Source organism: Pseudomonas graminis, from assembly GCF_001705435.1.
Lineage (GTDB): Bacteria > Pseudomonadota > Gammaproteobacteria > Pseudomonadales > Pseudomonadaceae > Aquipseudomonas > Aquipseudomonas graminis_B.
Map to the genome: position 1 here is coordinate 380,836 of NZ_MDEN01000068.1, position 22,856 is coordinate 403,691.

The 22,856-nt window shown below is 60.7% G+C and carries 16 protein-coding genes; 10 read left to right on the forward strand and 6 right to left on the reverse strand.

The window, feature by feature from the left end; all coding sequences use genetic code 11:
- The first annotated feature begins 37 nt into the window (after positions 1-37).
- The 3 genes from BBI10_RS21740 to BBI10_RS21750 are packed head-to-tail and all read left to right on the forward strand — an operon-like array spanning position 38 to position 2,265.
- The gene (locus BBI10_RS21740) at positions 38-694 is read left to right on the forward strand and encodes a dTMP kinase (protein ID WP_083233215.1); all 657 of its coding nucleotides are present in this window, start codon (positions 38-40) and stop codon (positions 692-694) included.
- A 24-nt stretch (positions 695-718) separates the two neighbouring features.
- Positions 719-1,282: a DUF6891 domain-containing protein gene (locus BBI10_RS21745; protein ID WP_065991672.1), complete on the forward strand. Its 564-nt coding sequence runs from the start codon at positions 719-721 to the stop codon at positions 1,280-1,282.
- A 20-nt stretch (positions 1,283-1,302) separates the two neighbouring features.
- The gene (locus tag BBI10_RS21750; protein ID WP_083233216.1) at positions 1,303-2,265 is read left to right on the forward strand and encodes an ankyrin repeat domain-containing protein; all 963 of its coding nucleotides are present in this window, start codon (positions 1,303-1,305) and stop codon (positions 2,263-2,265) included.
- Positions 2,266-2,391: 126 nt separating this feature from the next.
- Here the strand turns inward: BBI10_RS21750 and BBI10_RS21755 are convergent, their stop codons facing one another.
- On the reverse strand, positions 2,392-3,531 hold the full coding sequence (locus BBI10_RS21755; protein WP_065991674.1) for a glutathione-independent formaldehyde dehydrogenase: 1,140 nt from the start codon (positions 3,529-3,531) through the stop codon (positions 2,392-2,394).
- A 355-nt stretch (positions 3,532-3,886) separates the two neighbouring features.
- Positions 3,887-6,133, reverse strand: a complete 2,247-nt coding sequence (locus BBI10_RS21760; protein ID WP_141695237.1) for a putative bifunctional diguanylate cyclase/phosphodiesterase — start codon at positions 6,131-6,133, stop codon at positions 3,887-3,889.
- Between the two features lie 564 nt (positions 6,134-6,697).
- Here BBI10_RS21760 and BBI10_RS21765 point away from each other — a divergent pair.
- Both BBI10_RS21765 and BBI10_RS21770 read left to right on the forward strand, forming a co-directional pair.
- The gene (locus BBI10_RS21765) at positions 6,698-8,464 is read left to right on the forward strand and encodes a methyl-accepting chemotaxis protein (protein ID WP_065991676.1); all 1,767 of its coding nucleotides are present in this window, start codon (positions 6,698-6,700) and stop codon (positions 8,462-8,464) included.
- Positions 8,461-9,954: a chemotaxis protein CheW gene (locus BBI10_RS21770; RefSeq protein ID WP_065991677.1), complete on the forward strand. Its 1,494-nt coding sequence runs from the start codon at positions 8,461-8,463 to the stop codon at positions 9,952-9,954. Before BBI10_RS21765 ends, BBI10_RS21770 begins: the two co-directional genes overlap by 4 nt.
- Before the next feature lie 27 nt (positions 9,955-9,981).
- On the opposite strand, the gene BBI10_RS21775 is transcribed toward BBI10_RS21770, so the two are convergent.
- Both BBI10_RS21775 and baeS read right to left on the reverse strand, forming a co-directional pair.
- The gene (locus tag BBI10_RS21775) at positions 9,982-10,665 is read right to left on the reverse strand and encodes a response regulator (protein ID WP_065991678.1); all 684 of its coding nucleotides are present in this window, start codon (positions 10,663-10,665) and stop codon (positions 9,982-9,984) included.
- A gap of 3 nt (positions 10,666-10,668) precedes the next feature.
- Positions 10,669-12,054 (reverse strand): sensor histidine kinase efflux regulator BaeS, encoded by a 1,386-nt coding sequence (gene baeS, locus BBI10_RS21780; protein WP_065991679.1) that lies wholly within the window; start codon positions 12,052-12,054, stop codon positions 10,669-10,671.
- Positions 12,055-12,197: 143 nt separating this feature from the next.
- Between baeS and BBI10_RS21785 the strand changes: the two genes are divergently transcribed.
- The 4 genes from BBI10_RS21785 to BBI10_RS21800 all read left to right on the forward strand — a co-directional run bounded on the left by BBI10_RS21785 (position 12,198) and on the right by BBI10_RS21800 (position 18,717).
- Positions 12,198-13,382, forward strand: coding sequence for an efflux RND transporter periplasmic adaptor subunit (locus BBI10_RS21785; RefSeq protein WP_065991680.1), 1,185 nt, complete (start codon positions 12,198-12,200; stop codon positions 13,380-13,382).
- 2 nt (positions 13,383-13,384) lie between these two features.
- Positions 13,385-16,519 (forward strand): efflux RND transporter permease subunit, encoded by a 3,135-nt coding sequence (locus BBI10_RS21790; protein ID WP_065991681.1) that lies wholly within the window; start codon positions 13,385-13,387, stop codon positions 16,517-16,519.
- Positions 16,516-17,910 (forward strand): efflux transporter outer membrane subunit, encoded by a 1,395-nt coding sequence (locus BBI10_RS21795; RefSeq protein WP_065991682.1) that lies wholly within the window; start codon positions 16,516-16,518, stop codon positions 17,908-17,910. Before BBI10_RS21790 ends, BBI10_RS21795 begins: the two co-directional genes overlap by 4 nt.
- 105 nt (positions 17,911-18,015) lie before the next feature.
- Complete coding sequence (locus BBI10_RS21800; RefSeq protein ID WP_065991683.1) at positions 18,016-18,717, forward strand: MlaA family lipoprotein; 702 nt, start codon at positions 18,016-18,018, stop codon at positions 18,715-18,717.
- 104 nt (positions 18,718-18,821) lie between these two features.
- Here BBI10_RS21800 and BBI10_RS21805 read toward each other — a convergent pair whose 3' ends face one another.
- On the reverse strand, positions 18,822-20,060 hold the full coding sequence (locus BBI10_RS21805) for an acyl-CoA dehydrogenase family protein (RefSeq protein ID WP_065991684.1): 1,239 nt from the start codon (positions 20,058-20,060) through the stop codon (positions 18,822-18,824).
- Between the two features lie 400 nt (positions 20,061-20,460).
- On the opposite strand from BBI10_RS21805, the gene sfnG reads away from it, so the two are divergent.
- Complete coding sequence (gene sfnG, locus BBI10_RS21810; protein ID WP_065991685.1) at positions 20,461-21,561, forward strand: dimethylsulfone monooxygenase SfnG; 1,101 nt, start codon at positions 20,461-20,463, stop codon at positions 21,559-21,561.
- On the opposite strand, the gene BBI10_RS21815 is transcribed toward sfnG, so the two are convergent.
- Entirely contained in the window at positions 21,526-22,809 is a 1,284-nt protein-coding gene (locus BBI10_RS21815; protein WP_083233217.1) for an MFS transporter, read from the reverse strand. The two genes, sfnG and BBI10_RS21815, sit on opposite strands and share 36 nt — an antisense overlap.
- Positions 22,810-22,856: the final 47 nt, after the last annotated feature.

Sequence of the window (22,856 nt, forward strand, 5' to 3'; positions counted from 1 at the left end):
GGCAAACAAGGCTGTCTATCGAATTGTTGTGTGAAGCATGAACCCTGCGCTTTTTGTATCTCTGGATGGGCCCAAGGGCGTCGGGAAAACCACGCTGCTGGAGGCCGTCACGAAATCGCTGAGGGCCGATGGCAAGAAGGTGATCCGGCTGAGCGAGAGCAAAAGTGATCCCCACCGGGGTGAAATAATGGCCCTCGTCAACCAACTCGCCAGGCATCCCAACCGCGATCTGGAGTTTGAGGTGTGTGAGCGCCTCGCCGACAGCCGTGCCTGGATCTCCCGGCACGTCCTGACCAAGCAGCCCGCCGACAGCATCATCCTGATCGATCGCTGGTACCCGTCGGACGCCGCGTTTCGCCGGCTCGTCCCGTTTGCCGAGATCCTGGAGTTGAACATTGACAGGAACGTGCGCGTGCCGGACCTCCATGTCGGGGTTGTCACTGCGGCCGAAATTTCATGGGCGCGGGCAGCGGCACGTCGGCGTGGCTTGAGCAGTACAGTGGTGCATAGGCTGGAAGAACACGCCGCGTGCACCCAGGCGTTCGAGCGGGCGGTTTCAGCTAACGGGTGGGTTTTGTGTCGCAATGAAGGGCGGTTGGAAGACGCGACGGTGCAGGTGGTTTCCGAGGTATGCAACGCGCAAGACACTAGAGGCTTTCGCTGCCCCGAGGGGCGAGGCTTGGATCTTTATTGATTGTTTAACGAAGGCGAGGTGCCAATGGCCGACAGCAATGAATACGTGGCCGACAGCATACGGACGTGGGTGTGGTCGGGCTTTTACACCCCTGAAGAGATGGATGAGATGGTCGATGACATCATTGACGATGACTGTGATGTACCAGCGCTGAAGGCGTTGATCCTGCCGGAGTGGCAACGCAAGCTCGACGCAGAGCGTGACTGGCCAGAGGCGACTGCCTGCGAGCGGCTCGATGCAGTGTTCTACGATCTCCATGAAGAGGGTATCTGTGCCCTGTCCAATGCGGGTTATACCTTGTCGGACGGATTCACGGAGGTAGCCGAAGCGATTCACCAAGCGCCGAACGATCATTACCACGGTTTTTGTTTTTATCACGGACAAGACGTGGAACGCGCTGTAGAGGGAGAGGCCCTGCTCATCGCTTTTGGCGCAATCGATGATGATCCTGCACAGAGTCTCAAGGTAGGGCACCGGTTGTGCAGCGTGTTGAAAGCCGCTGGCTTTGAAGTCTTCTGGAATGAAACCGTCGAGCAGCGTGTGGAAATTCACAACTTCAACTGGCAGCGCAGAGCGCCCCGCGACTGAACGGCGATCAATATCAGGAGATGCCCTTGAGCAAGAAACTGTTAAAGGCGGCCTCCCGAGGCCAGAACGATACGTTGCTGAGCCTGCTGGACGGTGGCGCCGACATCGATTTTATCGACAAGATGCCCGGTCGTACGGCATTGATCGAAGCGGCCATTGCCGGCCATGTACACACCCTCAACCTGTTGATCGCCCGCGGCGCGAGCCTGGACAAGGCTGATAAGACCCTGGGGTTCACGGCCCTCGGCTGGGCCGCCGACAGAGGTGATCTTCACGCAGTGAACGCGTTACTGGTGGCTCAGGCGTCCGTCGATCTGACAGCCCACACCTATCAACAGACGCCTTTGATGCTCTCTGCCCGTGAGGGGCACGCTGGTGTCGTGGCTGCCTTGCTGGCGGCCGGGGCCGATGTGCATTCACAAACCGGCAACGGCCACAATGCGCTGTCGATGGCCGATGCGCGAAACCACACGGAAATCGTGGCGCTGTTGCAGCAGCACGGTGCGCTGGCGCCTTCCCCGCCTGATGAGTATTCGATGCCTTGGCCCGCCGTGGCAGCGGACGGGTCAGATGTGGATGACAGCAACCCTGCAAGCGTCCTGCGTGGCTTCATCCTGGCCATGTATGCCTGGGAAACCGACTGCTACAGCCAAAAGCAACGCATCGATGATGGCGAGCTTGCCTGGTCGGTTATTCAGGCGGCGCAGAATCAAATAATCGAGCGTTTTTGTACGTCCAAGCCCCGTAATTACGGGCGCCTCGGCAGCTTCGGGTTTCCACCGGAGTATTCGCCCAAAGATGCACTGGTAAGTGTCGAGCGTGAGGCTCGCCGGGCGGTGATCATGACGCGGCAGGCGCCCAGTACGAGACTGCGGTATGAGGTGCTGTTCGGCCTGACCCGCAAAGGTGATATCTGGCGCATTGATACAAAGAAGCGGCGCGGTTGGGGCGAAGCCGCTGATTGGGAAAGGTCGATACTGTGAGAGGAACCTTGAAGCTGCCATGTTGATGGGAGTGATCCAGACCAAAGCGAACGCTTCGGCACGGATCACCCATTAACATCTTTCAGGCGCGACCGTCCCAACAGCTCAACGGAGTGCGCCAGAGGATTATGCCGAAGGCTTGAGCACCACTTTGGTCCAGCCGTCGTCGCGCTGATCAAAGTGCTTGTAGGCGTCCGGACCTTCGGACAGCTTCAGGCTATGGGAGATGATCTGCGACGGCTTGGCACGGTCGTGGTGAATCAGCTCGGCGAGGCGACGGTTGTACGCCTTGACGTTGGCCTGGCCGGTACGGATCTGCTGACCCTTGAACCAGAAGGAGCCGAAGTCGAAGGCCATTTTGCCTTCCTTCGCCAGATCGCTCGCAGCGTTCGGGTCCTCCGGCACGAAGACACCCACGACACCGATACCGCCGGTGGGCTTGGTGGAGGCCACCAGGTTGTTCATGGTTTCGTGATTGGCTTCATGGCCGTGCTTGTCGCAGCACTGATAACCCACGCATTCGCAGCCACGGTCCGTGCCTTTGCCGTTGGTCAGGTTCATGATCTGCTCAACCGCCTGGGTCTGTGCCGTGTTGATCGGCGTGGCGCCCAGTTTGGCTGCCAGGGCGAGACGGTCTGGGTGGTTGTCGACCACAAAGACTTGTGAGGCACCTTTGATCATCGCGGCATGGGCCGCCATCAGCCCGACCGGGCCTGCGCCGTAAATGGCGATGCTCTCACCTGGCAGCAGGCCGGACAATTCAGTCGCGTGCCAGCCGGTAGGCAGGATGTCCGACAGCATGACGTAGTCGTCTTCTTTCTCCTTGGCATCTTCAGGCAGCACCAGGCAGTTGAAGTCGCCATACGGCACGCGCAGCAGTTCGGCCTGGCCGCCCTCGTAAGGCCCCATCTCGGCAAAACCATACGCGCCCCCAGCACTGCCGGGGTTGACGGTCAGGCAGTAGCCGGTGAGACCACGCTCGCAGTTTTCGCAGAACCCACAGCCGATGTTGAACGGCAGGCAGACCATATCGCCCACTTTCACGCGATCGACCGCAGCGCCCACTTCGATGACTTCACCCAGGTTCTCGTGACCCAGAATCCGGCCCGTCTCGAAGCTGGTGCGGCCTTCGTACATGTGCAGGTCGGACCCACAAATGTTGGTCGTGGTAATGCGGACCAGGACATCGGTCGCTTTTTCGATTTTGGCATCGGGAACGTTCTGAACGCTGACGTCGTAAGGACCGTTGTAAATAATGGCTTTCATGGGTTCTCCAGAAGAATGAGGTGCAGATACGGACATATATGCGCCAGATTTAGTACGACCGTGCCGGCCTGTCGTTCAAAGAGATTGGCCGGGAGTGACGAACGGTAAATGCTGGCAAAAGGCTCTGACACGCGGCTTGTGGCCAGTCGATGGCCAAAAACATCACGGCGTCTATGCAAGCCGTGGCAGGTCCAACAGGGTGAGCTCGGTCTTCCCACCTGGCGTTGAAACCCTGCTGCGGGTCGACGGCGGTGTGGTCAACGACACCGTGTGAGAAGCCTGAGCGATTGTGCGGCTGAAACCGGTCCTGCGCAGACAGACTGCGGGCACTCAGGAGGTCAGCGCCGGCGCCTGGTCATCGCCTGCTCGCAACCAGCAACGCCAGCACATCCTCGGCCAGCACCGGTGGGCTGAGCAGAAAACCCTGAGCATAAGGGCAGTCCAGCTCCCTGAGCTGGTCGAGTTGGCCGAGGGTTTCGACGCCCTCGGCAACAATTGCCAGGTCCAGCGCCTCGCCCAGGGACAGGATACTTTTGACGATGGCGACGCTGCGCTCATGTTTCATCATGCGCGTGACGAATGACCGATCGATCTTGATGGCGTCAATGGGGTAGCGATCGATGTAGCCCAGGGAGCTGTAGCCGGTGCCGAAATCGTCCAGCGCAATCCGGATACCCTGGGCGCGAAGGTCTTCGAGGGTCTTGGCGACCATCTCCGGTTCATGCAGGAACACTGACTCGGTGATCTCGATCTGCAAGGCACGGGCATCGAACCCGGTCTCTGCGATGATCTCGGCGACCTGAAGGGCGAAGTCTTTGCGATTGAGCTCGACCCCTGACACGTTGACGTTCAGCTTGATACCGCCCGAACCGGTGGCGGCAGCCCACTTCTTGACCTCGCGACAGGCGTTGCGCATGACCCACTGACCCAGATTGCAAATCACGCCAATGTCTTCGGCGACGCTGATGAACACATCAGGGGCGACAATCCCCAGGGTCGGGTGGCGCCACCTGACCAATGCTTCAACGCCCACAATCGTCTCAGTGGTGATGGAGAAGATCGGCTGGTAGACCAGATAGAACTCGTCGCGGGTTATCGCGTGCTTGAGCGCATTCTGCATCACCAGCAGGTCAATCGAGGCCTGGCGCATCGAGAGGTCGAAGACGGCCCAGCTGCCACGGCCTTTCTTTTTGGCGGCGTACATGGCCACGTCCGCGTCACGGATCAGGTCTTCGGCGGTGGTGTGCTGAACGTCCAGCGTCGCAATGCCGATGCTGCAGGAGATAAAGAGCTGTTGCCCGTCGATGGCGGTCGGCAGGCTCAGGGCGTGGGTCACGCGCTTGGCCGTCTCGATGGCCTGTTCCTGATGGCCTTCGTCGGTCAGCAGGATCGCGAACTCGTCGCCACCGATGCGGGCGATCACCGCCGAGGGATCAATGCACTCGCTCAGGCGTTCTGCAACGCTCTTGAGCAAGATGTCGCCCGCATGATGCCCCATACCGTCGTTGACGTATTTGAATCGGTCCAGATCCAGGTACACCACCGTGGCCGCGCCGGGTTGATCGGCGTTCCCCTTGCTCAAGGCCGAATGGATGCGGGCCATGAAATAGCCGCGGTTCTTGAGCCTCGTCAACTCGTCGTGGAACGCTGCGTAGGACAGTTCGTCCTGAATGCGCTCCCGCTCGATCAGCCGTGACTCGAGCGCCACGCGCTCCTCACGATCAAGCTGGGCCTGGCGAAAATTCTGCTCTGCGTCTTTACGTTCTGTGATGTCGCGCTGCACGGAAACCCAATGGGTGAACCAGCCTTTCTCGTTGGCGACCGGTACGATACTGAGCTGCACCCAGAACTTGGTGCCGTCACGACGGGTGTTGATCAGCTCGACCTCGACGGGATCCCAGCGCTGCAGCGCGTCCCTGATCTGCTGAAGCGTGGCGCGGTCAGTCTCGGCGCACTGCAGAATCCGGGGCGTCTTCCCCATGACTTCTTCCAGGCTGAACCCGGTGGTGGTGAGGAACGCCGGATTGCAATACACGATGCGCGGGCCGGGCAGATCGATGGGTTCGGCTTCGGTGATCAGGATGGCGTCCTTCGCGTTGACCACCACCGACTCCAGCAAGCGCAGGCGCTCGATGACCGCTGATCCGCCAGCCGCCTGTGTCGGGGTCAACTTGAGGGAGTCGTAGAGATCGGCCGCATGGGTCTGCACGCCATAGATGTGCGCGGCGCTGAGACGTTTGTGGGGAAGGGGGATCGTCATCAAGACCGCGCCGGTCAGGGCGGCGTTGCCATCGCGAATGGCGACGCAGACCAGCGACTCGTTGACCACGCGATCCAGCCCGGCAGGCAGCGCGGCATCAGCGGGCATGGCCTCGCCAACGTCGACGACGTCGCCGTAGGACAACACCATCTTCAGCCATCCACCGGTGATTTCGTCTGCGCGCACCTCCGGTGCCGTGCCGTAGGTCGCCACGGTGCGCCACTGCTCTTGGTCTCGCACGATCAGAATGGCGCCGGTCGCCCCGGTCAGGTGGGAAGCCGCGTCCAGGAAATGACCCAACACTTCATGATTCTTCAAACCGAGATGAGCCTTGCCGGCCATATGCATTACCTGAAAGAGGGACGATGTACCAGGTGGACATTCGACACGCGTAGAGATCGGGAACCAGTAGCAGCCGCGCAGTAGAGCGTGTGCACCTGGCGCCGGTTAGCACTTTCGGTATCGGCGTGGCGACGAAGTTCAACAGGACCCTGTGGCAAACAATCTGCGCGAAATGAGGAAAGGACCAAGGGGTGGCCACTCCGCGATTTCACTATGACAGCATCGAAGGTGGGCTCGATGGAAAATATCGCTCCATACGTGGTTGCAGCGAAGACACTACCACGCGCTGGACAGCTAAACGCTCCGTCTTTGGGACGGTCTTGTCATCCGCGACGAAGGTTCAAACCTATACAGCATTAAATAAATGTACAACCCTCGCTAAAGTTCATGGCATCCGCTGCCGATCGAATATCTGAAACGTTTAATCCAAGGCGAGCACCCGTAAGTCCGGCCTGAGCGCGCCTCTGTCCGAGGCGTTTCGCGGATAAAAAACAGCGGTCGCCTAACGCTTTTCAGGGAAGGAGCCCCGCCCACTCAACATCATTTAGCTAGCGGACCTGCGCCATGAACAATAAATCCAATGCCACTGCAGAACTCGCCCAAACCGGCGCCGACCTGAACTCTCTGCTGAGCGCGATTGACCGCTCCCAAGCCGTCATCGAATTCGATCTGCAGGGCAATGTGCTGTACGCCAACCAGAATTTTCTCGACTGCATGGGCTACGACCTCGATGAAATTCGCGGGCGCCATCACCGGCTGTTTTGCATGCCCGACTATGCGACCAGCAAGGAATACCTGATGTTCTGGGAGAAGCTGGGCACCGGCAAATTTGACGCCGGCCAGTACCAGCGTCAGGCCAAGGACGGGCGCCAGATCTGGCTGCAGGCCACTTACAATCCAGTGATGGACAATAACGGCAAGCCATTCAAGATCGTCAAATTCGCCAGCGACGTCACTGAAGTGCGCAATCGCAATGCCGAGTGGGAAGGCAAAATCGAGGCGATCGAGCGCTCCCAGGCGTTGATAGAGTTCTCCCCTGACGGCTATGTATTGACCGCCAACAGCAAGTTTCTCTCGGCCATGGGCTACACGCTGGATGAAGTCGTGGGCCAGCACCACCGCATGTTTTGTGAGCCGGAATACGCAGCTTCTCTGGTGTACCGCGAATTTTGGGAGAAGCTGGGCAAAGGCGAGTACGACTCCAACGAGTACAAGCGCCTGAGCAAAGACGGTCGGGATGTCTGGATTCAAGCGTCCTATAACCCGATCCTCGATGCCCAGGGGCAGACCTACAAGATCGTCAAGTTCGCCACCGATGTGACCGAGACCAAACTTCGCACGATGGAGCACGAAGGCAAGGTCAACGCCATTAACCGCGCCCAGGGCGTGATCGAGTTCGACCTGAGCGGCAATATCCTCTCGGCCAACGCTAACTTTCTGGATCTGGTGGGGTACCGGATGGAGGAATTGAAGAACCGCCACCATTCGCTGTTTTGCGAACCCGAGTACGTCAAAACCACGCCTTACCGGGAATTCTGGGGCGCACTCAGCAGCGGCAAATTCTTCACCGGGCGCTTCATGCGCATCAGCAAGTACGGCCAGAAAATCTGGATTCAAGCGACCTATAACCCGGTGTTCAACGCGACGGGGCAACCCTACAAGGTGGTCAAGTTCGCCACCGACATTACCGCTCAGGTCGAGCTGGAAGAAGCCATTGAAGCCAAGACCCAGGCGATGGATGAGTCAGTCACCCGTCTGATGGACGCCATTGCCGAAGTGGTCAAAACCACCGGCGACGCCAACGATCAGGCACGCATTACCCAGGATGAAGCCCAGCGTGGTTCCCAGACCCTCAACGAGGCGTCCGCAGCGATGGACACCATCGGCAAATCGGCTGAGGACATCCAGGAAATCATTGAGGTGATCAGTACCATCGCCGGTCAGACCAACATGCTCGCGTTCAACGCCGCGATTGAGGCGGCACGGGCGGGTGAGCACGGTCTGGGCTTTTCAGTGGTGGCCGATGAGGTGCGCAAGCTGGCTGAAAAGTCTTCCCACGCCACCACCAAAATCAACAAATTGATCCAGGAGACGGTTCGCCGCATCAATTCCGGCAGCGAGATCTCCCGCAGCGCGGGCAGTGCGTTCGAGCGGATCGTGGCCGGGGTCGAAAAGACCAATGGTGCGATGAGTACCATCGGTGCCGCCACGCAGGAACAGCATCACCTGGCTGAGCGGGTATCGGAACTGATCGGCGAGCTCAACCGTATCAAGCTGGCGACCGGGTTGGGCAAGGGCTTGAGCGCCCCGGGCCAGGTTGAAAGCCTATGAGCGAGGCCCTTGCGTTTGGGGTAGTCAGGCTGGGCGGGCTGGAAGTCGCGATTGACGCCCAGGCACTGGAGCAGGTGATCAACTGGCCCGCGCGGCTGCAGCCTCATCCGCTGCAGGGCGGCGCCTTGCTTGGCATGTTCAGCCTGCGCGGCAAGGCCCTGCCACTGATTGAGCTGCGGTCGTTGCTGGGTGCGCATGACGTCTCCTGCCATGATCCGTTGGAGATGGTTGCCATCGTCAACCATCAAGGCCGGCGCCTGGGCATTGCGGTCAGCGGCGTCAGTGACGTGATGAAAGTCGAAGTGCGAAACCTGTGCCGTCTCGGCGGCGAGGGCACCGCGGTCGCGCTGCTGCCAGAACTCGTGCTGGTGGAAAATGAGCGAATGATTTACCGGCTCGACCTGGACGCGCTGTGCGGTTTGCCCCAGGTGTTGACTGCGCAGTCCAGGGACGTCGGCGACACGGTGGAGGTTCAGGATCCGTCCCGGGAGCTGCATCACTTGCTGTTGTTTGAGTGCGAAGGAAAGCGCTATGCGCTGGACGCGAGGGCGATTACCGAGCTGGTGGACCGCCCGGACATGCTGCCAAGCAAATTGGGTGGGGATTATTGCCTGGGCGTCGTCAACCGCCGTGGCATTGATGTGCCTGCCTTGAGCCTGAACCGGGTACTGGGCATTGATTCCCCGGCGACGGCGCAGGCGGCCCAGAACCAGAACCAGTTGCTGGTGTTGACTTCGCGAGAAGGCTATCGCATCGGGCTGGTGTACGACCGGATGATTTCGATTGTGCGCAAGCGTGCTCACGAAATCCTGCCGTTGCCCCGCTATGGGTTACGGGAGCCGGGCCTGTTTGCCGGCGTTGTCGGGCTGGAGAACGGAGAGCAGGCGTTGTTGCTTGAGTACCGCGAGTTGCTCGAGCGCAAGGAGACGCTCAGTTTCGCCAGGATCTATCAGACCAGCCCGTCCAGCCAGGACGCGCCGGGTTCTCGTCTCATGCAGATGAACCAGACCTGCCTGGTGTTCCAGGCGGCCCAGCCGTTCGTGGTGCCCCTTGATCAAGTGCTGGAAATCCTCGACATGCCCGAGCACTTCGTGCGGTTTGCGCAAGAAGAGACGCATCTGCTGGGCAGTTTCAATTTGCGGGGCGAGCAGATCCCGCTGGTTTGCCTGAGCAGCTTGATTGAAGGCACAACACCTCCCGGCAATACGCTGGAACGGGTGCTGCTGGTCAAGGGCGAACGTCATAGCTTCGGGCTGGTGGTTAACCGGACCGACTCCATAGAAACCTTCACCCATCCGGCCTCCGAGCATCCCGAGGGTTGGGAGCACGGCGCAAGCATCCGGGGTTCAGTCAATGACCGCATGCGCAGCCTGGTGAGCATCGGCAAGGGTGATCAGGTCCGCTGGATGACGCTGATCAATCTGAGCAACATCGTCAGAGGGTTGGAGATGACCGGGACTGAGGTGCAGACCCAGCGCCTCGCGGGGTGAGCCAGGGGCATTTGCCTCGCTGACGCTTTACGCATCAGTGAGCTGAAACCGGTAACCCACGCCATACAACGATTCAATGGGCGTCTCACCAGGGCAGGCCTGCTCCAGCTTGCGCCGCAGGTTGCGTATATGGCTGTCCACCGTACGGTCAGTCACCACGCGGTGGTCGGAGTAGAGCTTGTCGAGCAGTTGATCTCGGGAAAAGACCCGTCCGGCCGAACGCGCAAACGTGCTGAGCAACCGCAGTTCAAGGCGTGTCAGGTCCAGCTCGACACCATTGAGTGACGCGCGGTGCTGTGCGTCATCAATGATCAGCCGCGGCGCAGCGCCGGTCAGCAGTTGCGGGCCGCGGCGCAGGATGGCCTTGACCCGGGCCACCACCTCGCGGGGGCTGAACGGCTTGCAGATATAGTCGTCCGCACCCAGGTCAAGGCCCCGGAGGCGGTCCACTTCTTCGACGCGAGCGGTGATCATGATGATCGGCACGGCGCTGAAACCGCGCAGGTCCTGGCAGACCTGCATACCGTCGCGCCCGGGCAGCATCAGGTCGAGCAGAATCAAGCGCGGTGTCTGGGCGCGCACGGTCGGCACCACTTGCAAGCCGTTATCCAGGCATCGAGTCGGGTAGCCCGCGGCGATCAGATAATCCTGCAGCAATGCGGCCAGCTTCGGTTCGTCTTCAACGATCAGGATCGGGCAGTCGTCGGTCATGGTTCAGATATTCCGTGGCAGATGCAGGGTCAGCCAAAGCCCACCGAGGGGCGAGTGAGCGGCGCTGAGGCTGCCGCCGTGGGCGAGGGCGATGCTGTGACAGATCGCCAGCCCCAGGCCGGCTCCGCCACTGGCCCGGGCGCGTGACGATTCGCCCCGATGGAAACGTTCGAACAGGCGTGGCAGTTGCTCGTCCGACACCCCGGGACCGGAGTTCAGGAATTCGATGCATACGTCGTCGCGATCCAGGACGGCCCGGATGTGGATCAGCCCGTTTGGGTCGGTGTAGCGCACGGTGTTTTCCAGCAGGTTGGAAAACAGTTGCTGCAGGCGATTGGCATCGGCGGACAGTTCCAGAGGCTGGGACGGCAGGTCCAGTTCGACGCGCAACTGCCGGTTGGTCAAGCGCTCCTGGAACATCGACACGCTGTCCTGCAGCAGTTGATCAAGTGCGCAGGGCTGTTTTCGGTAGGTCAGCGCGCCGACATCCGCCAGGGACAGCTCGTATAAGTCATCCACCAGTTTGCTGAGCATGCTGACCTCACCTTGCAATGACTTCATCGACCCCTGGTTGAGGGTGCGTACGCCATCTTCGATGGCCTCCAGCTCACCCCGCAATACCGACAGCGGGGTGCGCAACTCGTGGGACACATCCGCCATGAACTCGCGGCGCATCTGTTCGTTGCGTTCCAGGGTGTAGGCGAGCTGATTGAAGTCACGGGCCAGTTGGCCAACCTCGTCATTGGACGCCACCGCCACCCGCCCGCTGTAATCGCCGCTGGCCAGGCGATGCGTGGCAGCGGCCACCCGCTTGACCGGCTCCAGCAATGTGCGCGCGATCCACCAGGCAATCAGCATCGCCAGCAGCAGCGAAAAAGCCCCCATGACCAGGCTGGTGCGCAACTGGTATTGCTGGAACCGTTCGCCGCCGGCTTCCGTCACGCTCTGGAACGGGGTAACGGCCAGCCAGCCGACGGTTTCATCCGCCACCACGATCGGGCGTAACAGGGCGTCGTTGCCGATGTCCGGGTAGCCGTTCACGCGTTTTTTGTGTTGATCCAGCAACGCGATGCGAAACAGCGCGCCCGTCAGGTCCGAGGCCAGGGGTGTGCGCAAATCGTTCTTCGACGGATCCTCGCCGAGTTCCGGCCGCATGATGTCAAACCAGCGGTCCGGCTGGTTGCGCAGGAATTCCCAGTTCCCCTCACGGGCGTAGGCACTGGCCAGGCGCGGTAACACCGGCGCCATGCGGTCCAGCGCCTGCTCATTGAGGTAGCCCAGAAAGCCCCGCCCGAAACTCCAGCTCGTCGCCAGGCCCATGCTCAGGATGACCAGCAGCACGCCAGCCAGTACGGCGATAAACAGCTTGGTGGAGATGCTCAACTTCATGGAGGCCGGCCGGTAAGAAGGGATGGGGCATTTAGGCCCTCACGAAAGAAAGATTCAAGCCGGCCGGGCAATCTTCAATTTTCCTGCACATTTGCCTTGCACGATGGCGCCGACTCAAGCCATTCCGTCTTGCAGAGGCAGCTATGTCGACGAAAATACTCGCCAAATTCCTGGTAACCGCCGCGGTTCTCCTGGCCCTGATCATTCTGGTTATCCTGGGCGGTTGCTCCGGCGGCGAACCTGCCCCTGAAGCGGTGATCCCGAAAGTCTCGGTGATCACCATCCAACCCCAGAGCCAGGTGCTGACCACCGAGCTGGCGGGGCGCACCCAGGCCTTCATGGTGGCGCAGATTCGTCCGCAGGTCGGTGGCATCGTCCAGCGGCGTCTGTTTGTCGAGGGCGCGGATGTGAAGGCCGGACAACCGCTGTACCAACTGGATCCGGCAACCTATACCGCCGCGCTGGCCCAGGCTCAGGCAAGTCTGGCCAAGTACCGGGCCACGCTCAACTCAGCCCAGGCCACGGCCAGGCGCAACGCCGGGCTGGTCAAAATCAACGCCATCAGCCAGCAAGACAACGAAGACGCTCAGGCGACCTTGCTGACGGCGGCCGCCGACGTAAAAGTCGCCGAGGCCGAAGTCCAGACCGCCCGAATCAATCTGGCTTACACCCGTATCACCTCGCCGGTCAGCGGCCGGATTGAAACCTCCACCGTGACCCCGGGGGCGTTGGTGGTGGCCAATCAGGACAGCGCATTGACCACGGTGCAGCAACTCGATCCGATCTATGTGGATGTGACTCAGTCGACCACCGAACTGCTGCGGCTCAAGCGTGACCTGGCCAGCGGCGCCTTACAGTCCACTGGCGAGGGCGAGGCACGCATCAGCCTGACACTCGACGATGGCAGCACCTACACCCACGAGGGGCGGCTCAAGGTCAGCGGCGTCAGTGTCAACGAGGGCACGGGCACCGTCACCCTTCGGGCTGAATTCGCCAACCCGGATCACCTGCTGTTGCCAGGCATGTATGTCCGCGGGGTGCTGGAGCAGGCGCGCAATGACCAGGCCATTCTGGTGCCGCAGAAAGCCGTGAACCGTAGCGCCAGCGGCCTGACCACGGCGTTGCTGGTGGTGGATGGCAAGGTGCAACAGCGCGAGCTGACCATCGATCGGGCCGTGGGCAATCAGTGGTGGGTCACGGGCGGCTTGAAGGCGGGTGATCAGTTGATCGTCGAAGGCGGACAAAAAGTGCGTGCCGGTGCCGCCGTCCAGGTGCAGGACGCGAGTGATCAGGCAGCCACACCGTCCACCCCCGTGAAGGAGGGTTGAACGTGGCGCACTTTTTCATTGATCGACCGATTTTCGCCTGGGTCATCGCCATCGTGATCATGCTCGGCGGCGGCCTGTCCATCAGCCAGTTGCCCCTTGAGCAATACCCGGACATCGCGCCGCCCACCGTCAAGATTTCCGCCACGTACACCGGGGCCTCGGCCAAGACCGTGGAAGACTCGGTGACCCAGGTCATCGAGCAGCAAATGAAGGGGCTGGATAACCTGACCTACATGTCGGCCACCAGCAGTTCGGCTGGCAGCGCCAGCATCAGTTTGACCTTTACCGCCGGCACCGACCCGGATGTCGCCCAGATGCAGGTGCAGAACAAGCTGCAACAAGCCGAATCAAGACTGCCGCAAACGGTGCAAAGCGAAGGGCTGACGGTGACCAAGGGCGGCTCGGACTTTTTGATGATTGTCGCGCTGGCGTCGGCCGACCCCAGTGTCACGGGCACCCAGATCGGTGATTACATCTCCACCACCTTGCTGGACTCGATCAGCCGGATAGACGGTGTCGGCGACGTGCAGACGCTGGGATCAGGCTACGCCATGCGTATCTGGCTGGACCCTGCGCTGCTGGAAAAATACGCGCTGATGCCTTCGGACGTCAGCAGTGCCCTGGAGGCGCAGAACACCGAAGTCTCTGCCGGCCAGCTCGGTGCCTTGCCGGCCGTCAAGGGGCAGCAGTTGAACGCCACCATCAGCGCCCGCAGCAAACTGCAAACCGTCGACGAGTTTCGCAACGTGGTGGTCAAGTCCGACAGCGATGGGGCCGTGGTCCTGCTGGGCGACGTCGCGACCCTGGAATTGGGCAGTGAAAGCTACGACATCAGTACGGCCCTCAACGGCAAGCCCGCTGCGGCCATGGGCGTGCAACTGGCGGCAGGCGCCAATGCGCTGAGCGTCGGCGACGCGGTCAAGGCCAAGCTTCAGGAAATGGAGCCGTTCTACCCCACAGAAATGCAGTTGAAGAACGTGATTGCCTACGACACCACGCCCTTTGTGAGCCTGTCCATCGAGGAGGTGGTCAAGGCCCTGGGCGAGGCGATCGTGCTGGTGGTGTTGATCATGTTTCTGTTCCTGCAGAACCTGCGCGCCACGCTGATCCCGGCGATTACCGTGCCGGTGGTGCTGTTGGGCACGTTCGGCGTGTTGTCGCTGTTCGGCTACTCGATCAACACCCTGACCATGTTCGCCATGGTCCTGGCGATCGGCTTGCTGGTGGACGACGCCATCGTGGTGGTGGAAAACGTCGAGCGGTTGATGGGCGAGGGGATGTCGCCCATGGCGGCCACGCGACAATCGATGAGTGAAATCAGCAGCGCACTGGTCGGCATTACCCTGGTGCTGAGTGCGGTGTTCATCCCCATGGCGTTTTTCGGCGGCTCCACCGGGATTATCTATCGGCAGTTTTCCGTGACGATCGTCTCGGCCATGGTCCTCTCGGTACTGGTCGCCATGACCCTGACACCCGCGTTGTGCGCTTCGCTGCTCAAAGCGCCCGACGGTAAGACGCCGGGTGCTCAGGGCGGGTTCTTCGGCTGGTTCAACCGCACCTTTGAACGGGCCAGTGCCGGTTATGAGCGCTGGGTCGGTGTGGTGTTGCGGCGGTGGGGGCGAAGCTTGTTGCTCTATGGGCTGGTGCTGGCGGTCATGGCGGTGGGCTACATGAATCTGGCCACCTCGTTCCTGCCGGACGAAGACCAGGGGATTCTGCTGGCACAGATCCAGTTGCCGGTAGGCGCGACGGACAGCCGTACGCAAAGCGTGATCAAGCAATTCGAGGACTACATTCTCAAACAGCCCGAAGTCGAATCGATGATCAGCATCAGCGGGCTGGGTATGGGCGGTAACAGCCAGAATACCGCGCGGGCCTTTATCCGCCTCAAGGACTGGGCCGAGCGTGGCAGCTCCGGCCAGGATGCGGCCTCGATTGCCCAGCGGGCGACCATGGCGCTGTCCAGCATCGGTGATGCCGACGCATTCGTCATGCAGCCTCCAACGGTGCGCGGCCTGGGCCAGAGCTCGGGCTTCGACCTGCAACTCAAGGACCTTGGCGGTCTCGGCCATGATGCGTTAGTGGCGGCTCGGGAAAAGTTGCTTGAGCTGGCCCGAAAGGACCCGCGCCTGCAGGGGGTTCGCAGCAATGGCCTGGACGATGCGCCGCAGCTGAAGATCAGCATCGACGACCGCAAGGCTGGCGCCATGAGCCTGAGCACCAGCGACATCAACGCCACCTTGTCGACGGCCTTGGGCGGTACGTATGTGAACGACTTTCTCAACCAGGGCCGAGTGAAAAAAGTCTATGTGCAGGGGCAGGCCTCCTCACGCATGCAGGCGGCGGACCTTGATCATTGGTTTGTCCGCAACAGCAACGGCGAAATGGTGCCGTTCTCATCGTTTGCCAGCAGCGCGTGGAGTTACGGCTCGCCGTTGCTGGAGCGCTACAACGGTAATGCGTCCCTGGAAATCGTCGGCGATCCCGCGCCAGGGGTCAGTTCCGGGGACGCGATGAACGCGGTGCAAGCCATCGTCGGGCAATTGCCCCAAGGCATCGGCTACGAGTGGACCGGACAGTCCTATCAACTGCGGCTGTCCGGCTCCCAGGCACCGCTGCTCTACGGGATATCGGTGTTGTTTGTGTTCCTGTGCCTGGCCGCGCTGTACGAGAGCTGGTCGGTGCCGTTTTCGGTGATTCTGGTGGTGCCCCTGGGGGTGATCGGTGCAGTGCTGGCGACCCGTGTCGCCGGGTTGAGCAACGACGTGTATTTCCAGGTGGGTCTCTTGACCACCGTGGGGCTGGCGGCGAAAAACGCGATCCTCATCGTTGAGTTCGCCAAGCACCTGCAAGAGCAGGGCAACAGCGTGATCGACGCCACGCTGATCGCGGTGCGGCAACGCCTGCGGCCGATCCTGATGACGTCCCTGGCGTTCATGTTCGGCGTGTTGCCACTGGCCTTGAGTACCGGCGCAGGCTCCGCCGGGCGCCAGGCCATCGGCACGGGCGTGCTGGGCGGCATGTTCAGCGCCACGGCGTTGGGCATCTTCTTTGTACCGCTGTTCTTTTTGCTGATTCGCCGCCGTTTTGGCCGCGTACGCAACGCTAACCAATCTGCCCCGACAGGTGATGCATGATCAAATCACACTGGCCTCTGCTGGCCGCCCTGGCCCTGGGCGGCTGCGTGAATCTGGCGCCGCAGTATGAGCGGCCTGAAGCGCCCGTCTCCGAGCAATGGTTGCCAGCCGCCAGCCTGCCAAAAGGGCAGGTGAGCGCCGACATCAAATGGCAGCAGTTTTTCACTGACCGCCGCCTGGCGCAGGTGCAGAGCCTGGCGCTGGTCAATAATCGGGATTTGCGCCTGGCCAGCCTGAACGTCGAAAAGGCCCGGGCGCAATACCGCATCAAGCGCGCGGACCTGTTTCCTGCCATTGACGCAAGCGTCAGCGGCACCCACAGCCGCACGCCGGGAGGGCTGTCCAATTCCGGCTCTGCGGTCACCACCCACGATTACAGCGCTGAACTGGGGCTGAGCAGTTATGAGCTGGACGTGTTTGGCCGGGTCCGCAACCTGCGTGACGAAGCGCTGGAAGACTACCTGGCGCTGACGGAGACCCGGCGCAGCACGCAGATCAGCCTGGTGGCCGAGGTCGCCACGGCCTGGCTGACGTTGGCCGCCGACAACGAACGGTTGCTGTTGGCCCAGGAAACCCTCACCAGCCAGTTGGCCACCTACGACCTGACACAGCGCAGCTATGCCTTGGGCGGGTCTGCGGAGTTGGCCGTGGCCCAGGCCCAGACCACGGTCGAAACGGCACGGGGCGATGTGGCCTTCTATGAGAGCGAGATTCTGCAGGACCGCAACGCCTTGCGCCTGCTGGTGGGCAGTGATGTGCCAGAAGCGCTCCTGCCGGGTACGCACCTGGAGTCGGCGGCGGTGTTGGTGGACATTCCGCCGGGCTTGCCCTCCAGCCTGTTGCAACAACGCCCGGATGTGTTATCAGCGGAGCACACGCTCAGGTCCGCCAACATCGACATTGGCGCGGCCCGTGCGGCGTTCTACCCCAGCATCACCCTGACCGCCAGCGCCGGCTCATCCAGCGCTGCGCTGGCCGGCCTGTTTAAAGCCGGCAGCGGGGCCTGGACCTTCGCGCCGAGCATCAGCGTGCCCATTTTCAACGGGGGAAGTCACCGCGCGACCCTGGATTCGGCCAAGGTCGAACGTGACATTCAGGTGCAGACCTATCAGCAAACCCTGCAGACCGCGTTCCGTGAAGTGGCTGACGCGCTGGCCGTGCGCAGTACCCTGGATCGCCGTATCGCCGCGCAACAGGCGCTGACCGACGCCAGCCGCAAAAGCTTCGAACTCTCGGATGCGCTGTATCGCGGTGGCTCGAAAAGCTACCTCGAAGCCCTGGATGCACAACGCTCGCTCTACAGCGCCCAGCAAGACCTGATCACGCTGCGCCTGACCGAGCAGAGCAACCGCATCACCTTGTACAAAGTGCTGGGGGGCGGCTGGTACTGAAGGTGACGGCGAAACGCCGCTGCCACGTGCACACACACAACAACCGCAGCGATGGAACGGCCTGCGCACCACAAATCGGGTTACTTCACTCACTGGGGAATAAATATGTGCGCTTTTCGTTCCGCACTCAGCCGTCGCCTTCAAGGGCTCACCTGCGCCTGCCTGATCACCGTTTCACCGCTTTGCCATGCGGATCCGGAAACGGACCCATGGGAAGGTTTCAACCGGCCTGTGTTTTCGTTCAACGACACCCTGGACAGGTATGCGCTCAAACCCCTGGCTCAAGGTTATCAATTCGTCACCCCGCACCTTGTCCGGGACGGGATTCACAACGTGTTGAACAATCTGGGTGAGGTGAAAAATCTGGCCAACCATCTGCTGCAAGCCCGGTTTCACAGCGCCGGCGTTGATACGAGTCGATTTTTGTTCAACAGCACGATTGGCCTGGCGGGCTTGATCGACGTTGCAACGCCGATGGGCTTGCCTCGCAGTGACGAGGACTTTGGCCAAACCCTCGGTCGCTGGGGTGTCGCGAGCGGCCCGTACCTGGTGCTGCCGTTGCTGGGGCCGAGCACACTGCGCGATGCACCGGCGATCCTCCCCGATGCCTACGCCAACCCGATTCGCTACATCGGCGACGTCCCAACGCGTAATAGCCTGTATGGCGCGAGCATCATCGACGGACGGGCTCAATACCTGAAGTCTGAAAAGCTCATCACCGGCGACAAGTACAACTTCATCCGAAGCGTCTATCTGCAAACCCGAGCGTTCAAGATCAACGGGGGAGAGGTGCAGGATGATTTTTGATCCGCTGGACGACCCGCAAAACGGCGCGTGCCACAATGAGGCACCGCAACGGGCTTGCCAGATTTAAGGCCAGGGATCGAAATCCCTGGCTGGGAACAACCCTTTCAACTGGCCTTGGGCTCTCCCTGCCCGATTTGCCAGACATAGGGTGGCTCGGTGCCGTTGATACTCCAGTCACCGACGATCTTGGCCTTGTAAATAAGCGGGTTATGGGACGCGACGGTCCGCGCATTACGCCAGTGTCGATCCAGGGCTTTATTGACGCTGATGCCTGAGGCGCCAAGCGCATTGAACAGGTCGGTAGCGGCTCGCAGAATCAGGTCAGAGACGACGACCTGTGCTTTTGCCGTTTCGATTTCCGCCGCAATGTTTGCCGTTCGTTCTGCCTCGGCATTCCCCGAAAAGCGAGCCTCGTAGGCTTGCTGCAACGGCCTTGCAGAGCGAAGGGTGGTTGCCTGTGCAGCGTAAACCTGCGCGGAAATCTGACCGACCACTTGTTGGATCTGAACATCGGCGCTCACGCGGCTGGCATTGCCGTGGCTGTAAACACGTGTGCGCTCGCGGATCTGCTGGGTAATGTCGCGTTCTATCGCCCGACCTGTGCCCGCCAATACGGCGAGCAACACCAGTTGGTAGAACGCGGTTTGATAGTTGAAACGGTTTTCGAAGGGGATGATGTGTGTAGCGGGAACCGGCACGTTATTGAACACTGTGGTCCCGCTGCCGGTAGTGCGTTGTCCAAAACCGTCCCAATCATCACTTTGTTGTACGCCGGCATGACGGGCATCCACGACCGCAATCACGTCCGCCCCAGTGTCGGAACGCTGCGCGTACACATCGATCCAGTCAGAAAACAGACTGCCGGTGCTGTAGTATTTTTTGCCGCTCAAACGAAACTGCGCTCCTTCCGGAGTCGCTTTGGTGATGACTTCACCGAGCTTTACATCGCCTGTTTCTGTCCAGGCGTTACCCACTAAATCGCCTTCAACGAAGCGCCGGAACCATGTGTCGCGTTCGGCCGTCGGGGGCGAATTCAGTTGATCTTCGACGAAGGCAAAATGGCCGCGCAGGGACTGCGGAATATTGGAGTCGGCTTCGGCCAGTTCGATCAGCAACTGGAACAGCTGCTCAACAGAAGCGCCGGCGCCGCCATATCCCCTCGGCACGCGCACAGCACCGAACCCGGCCTGTTTGAGCCACTTGATGGGCTCGTATGGGAGAGTACGAGCGTTTTCTCGCTCAACGGTGCCCGCTGCAATGTGCTGGAACAACGGCCGAAAACGATTGGCGAGTGCTTCGTAGTCGGTGCCCAGAGAAAGCGGATTGTTTGGCGTGTCAGGCATGGGGAACTCCCGTGATGATGAAAGCCGCTCGGTGGTAACGGCGTTAAATACATCCGATGTGCATGCACCATGCCGAAACATAAATAGCCGAGTCATCGCGGTTAATCCGTTGAATCCACGGACGCTACTGTTGATGCATCAACAGTTGTGCTGTTTCGCTGGCTGCCCCGCGACAGCGTTTCACGGCGTGCGGTAAAGACAACTGTTTGCGTGGAAACACCTGTTCAGCAAAACGTTGTTTGCCAGACGTCGAATAAAGACATGGCCCGGTCGTAACCTATTGAAAAGGCAGGGTATAAACAGCTGGCACAGTTGCTGCTATTTCCTCATCAGGCAGGTAGACACACCGTACTTGGCGACCACGCCGGGCGGCTTCCTTGCTCTATTTGGAGATAGGCAGATGAGTCAGAACGCAATTAAATTCGCTTACTGGGTACCTAACGTCAGCGGCGGTTTGATCGTCAGTAAAATCGAGCAGCGCACTGACTGGGGCATCGAGTACAACCGCAAGCTGGCGCAGATTGCTGAAAAGTCGGGCTTTGAGTACGGGCTCACGCAAATCCGTTTCACAGCCGGCTACGGCGCCGACAACCAGCATGAGTCCGTTGCGTTCAGCCATGCGTTGTTGGCGGCGACCGAGAAACTCAAGGTGATCGCCGCCATCCTCCCCGGGCCCTGGACGCCCGCCGTCGTTGCCAAGCAACTGGCGACGATCGATCAACTCACGGCCGGCCGTGTGGCGATCAACATTGTCAGTGGCTGGTTCAAAGGTGAATTCCAAGCCATTGGTGAGCCATGGCTCGAGCATGACGAGCGCTACCGTCGTTCGGAGGAGTTCATCCAGGCGTTGAAAGGCATCTGGACAACCGACAATTTCACCTTCAAAGGCGATTTCTATCGCTTCCACAATTACACGCTGCGTCCGAAACCCATTCAGCAACCCCACCCTGAAATCTTTCAGGGCGGCAGCTCCCGCGCCGCCCGCGACATGGCTGCACGCGTCTCCGACTGGTACTTCACCAATGGCAACACGGTAGAAGGCATCAAGGCGCAGGTGGATGATATTCGCGCGAAGGCAGTGGCCAACGGGCATTCGGTCAAGATCGGCGTCAACGCTTTCATCATCGCTCGCGAAACCGAAGAGCAAGCGCGCGCGGTGCTTCAGGAAATCATCGATCAGGCTGATCCTGAAGCGGTGAATGCGTTCGGCGATGCGGCAAAACAGGCCGGCAAGGCCAGCCCTGAAGGCGAGGGTAATTGGGCCAAGTCCACGTTCGAAGACCTGGTCCAATACAACGACGGGTTTAAAACGAATCTGATTGGGACGCCGAAACAGATTGCCGAGCGCATTGTGGCGTTGAAAGCCGTGGGCGTGGACCTGGTGCTCTCTGCCTTTCTGCACTTTCAGGAGGAAGTGGCGTATTTCGGTGAACACGTACTGCCACTTGTACGGGAGCTGGAAGCGTCAGATCACACTGTTTCTGTGGCTCAAAGCGCTTGAGGTACGGGTCACAAACCACACAATCAACGCAGCGGCGCTGATGCAGGCGCCCAGCAGGCTCACGGCAGACCATCCCCAGCGCGCATAAGCCTGGGTTGCAGCCACCGCGCCTGATGCGCTGCCTATCGAGTAGAAACACATGTACGCCCCGACCACTCGACTTTGAGCATCGGGGCGCGCCGCGAAGATCAGGTTCTGACTGGTGACATGGACTGCCTGGACGGCGAAGTCGAGCAGGATCACGCCGCAGACGAAGGCCAGCAGTGACGTCTGCGCAAAGCTGATGGGTAACCAGGAAAACGTCAGCACGCCCAGCGCAACGCCGGTGACTCGTTGCCCCAGCCCCTGATCGGCCCAGCGTCCTGCCCTTCTGGCGGCCAGCGCACCTGCCACTCCGGCCAGACCGAACAGGCCAATGACCGTGTGCGAAAGCGAGAGCGGCGGGGCGCTCAAGGGCAGCACCATCGCCGTCCACAACACAGAAAACGCCGCGAAGATGAGCAGCGCCAGCACCCCGCGTATCCTCAACACAGGCTCACTGATCACCAGCTTGAAAACCGACCCGATCAGGTTCAGGTAGGTGCCTGAGCCGCGGGGCGATGGGGAGTCAGGCAAGCCTTGCCACAGCACTGCGCAGAGCGTGAGCATCAAGCCCGAGGACACGAAATACACCGCACGCCAGCCCGCCAGGTCCGCAACGAGGCCTGAGGCAAAACGCGCCATAAGAATCCCCAGCACAATGCCGCTGGTGACCGTGCCAACGATCTGCCCCCGTTGTGACGGCGCGGCAAGGACGGCGGCATAGGCGACCAGCACCTGAACCACCACGGCCATCAAACCCACGACGATCAAGGCCCCCAGTAGCGCCAGCCACGACGGCGCCGCGCCGACTGCTGCAAGCGCAATGGCCGATATGGCTGTCTGACCCAGCACCAGCCTTTTGCGGTTGACCCGATCACCCAATGGGACGATGAGCAGCAAACCCAGTGCATAACCGGCCTGAGTCGCCGTGACGACGACGCCGATCAGTCCTGCGTCAACGGCCAGACTGTAGGCCATGGCGTCGAGCAGGGGCTGGGCGAAATAAACATTGGCAACCGCCAGCGCACAGGTGACCGATAACAAAAGCGTCAGCCACGGCGACAGCGCCGGTTCTTGGGGGATGACGTCCGGACTTCTGTGCGGCCTGGATGGCGGTGGACAAGATGGGGACAGTCGTCCCAGTCTCGAATCAGTACCCTCTGTCATAACCCGCTCCTTGCCGGTAGACTGGTTGCAATCTGCAACCTGCTTGG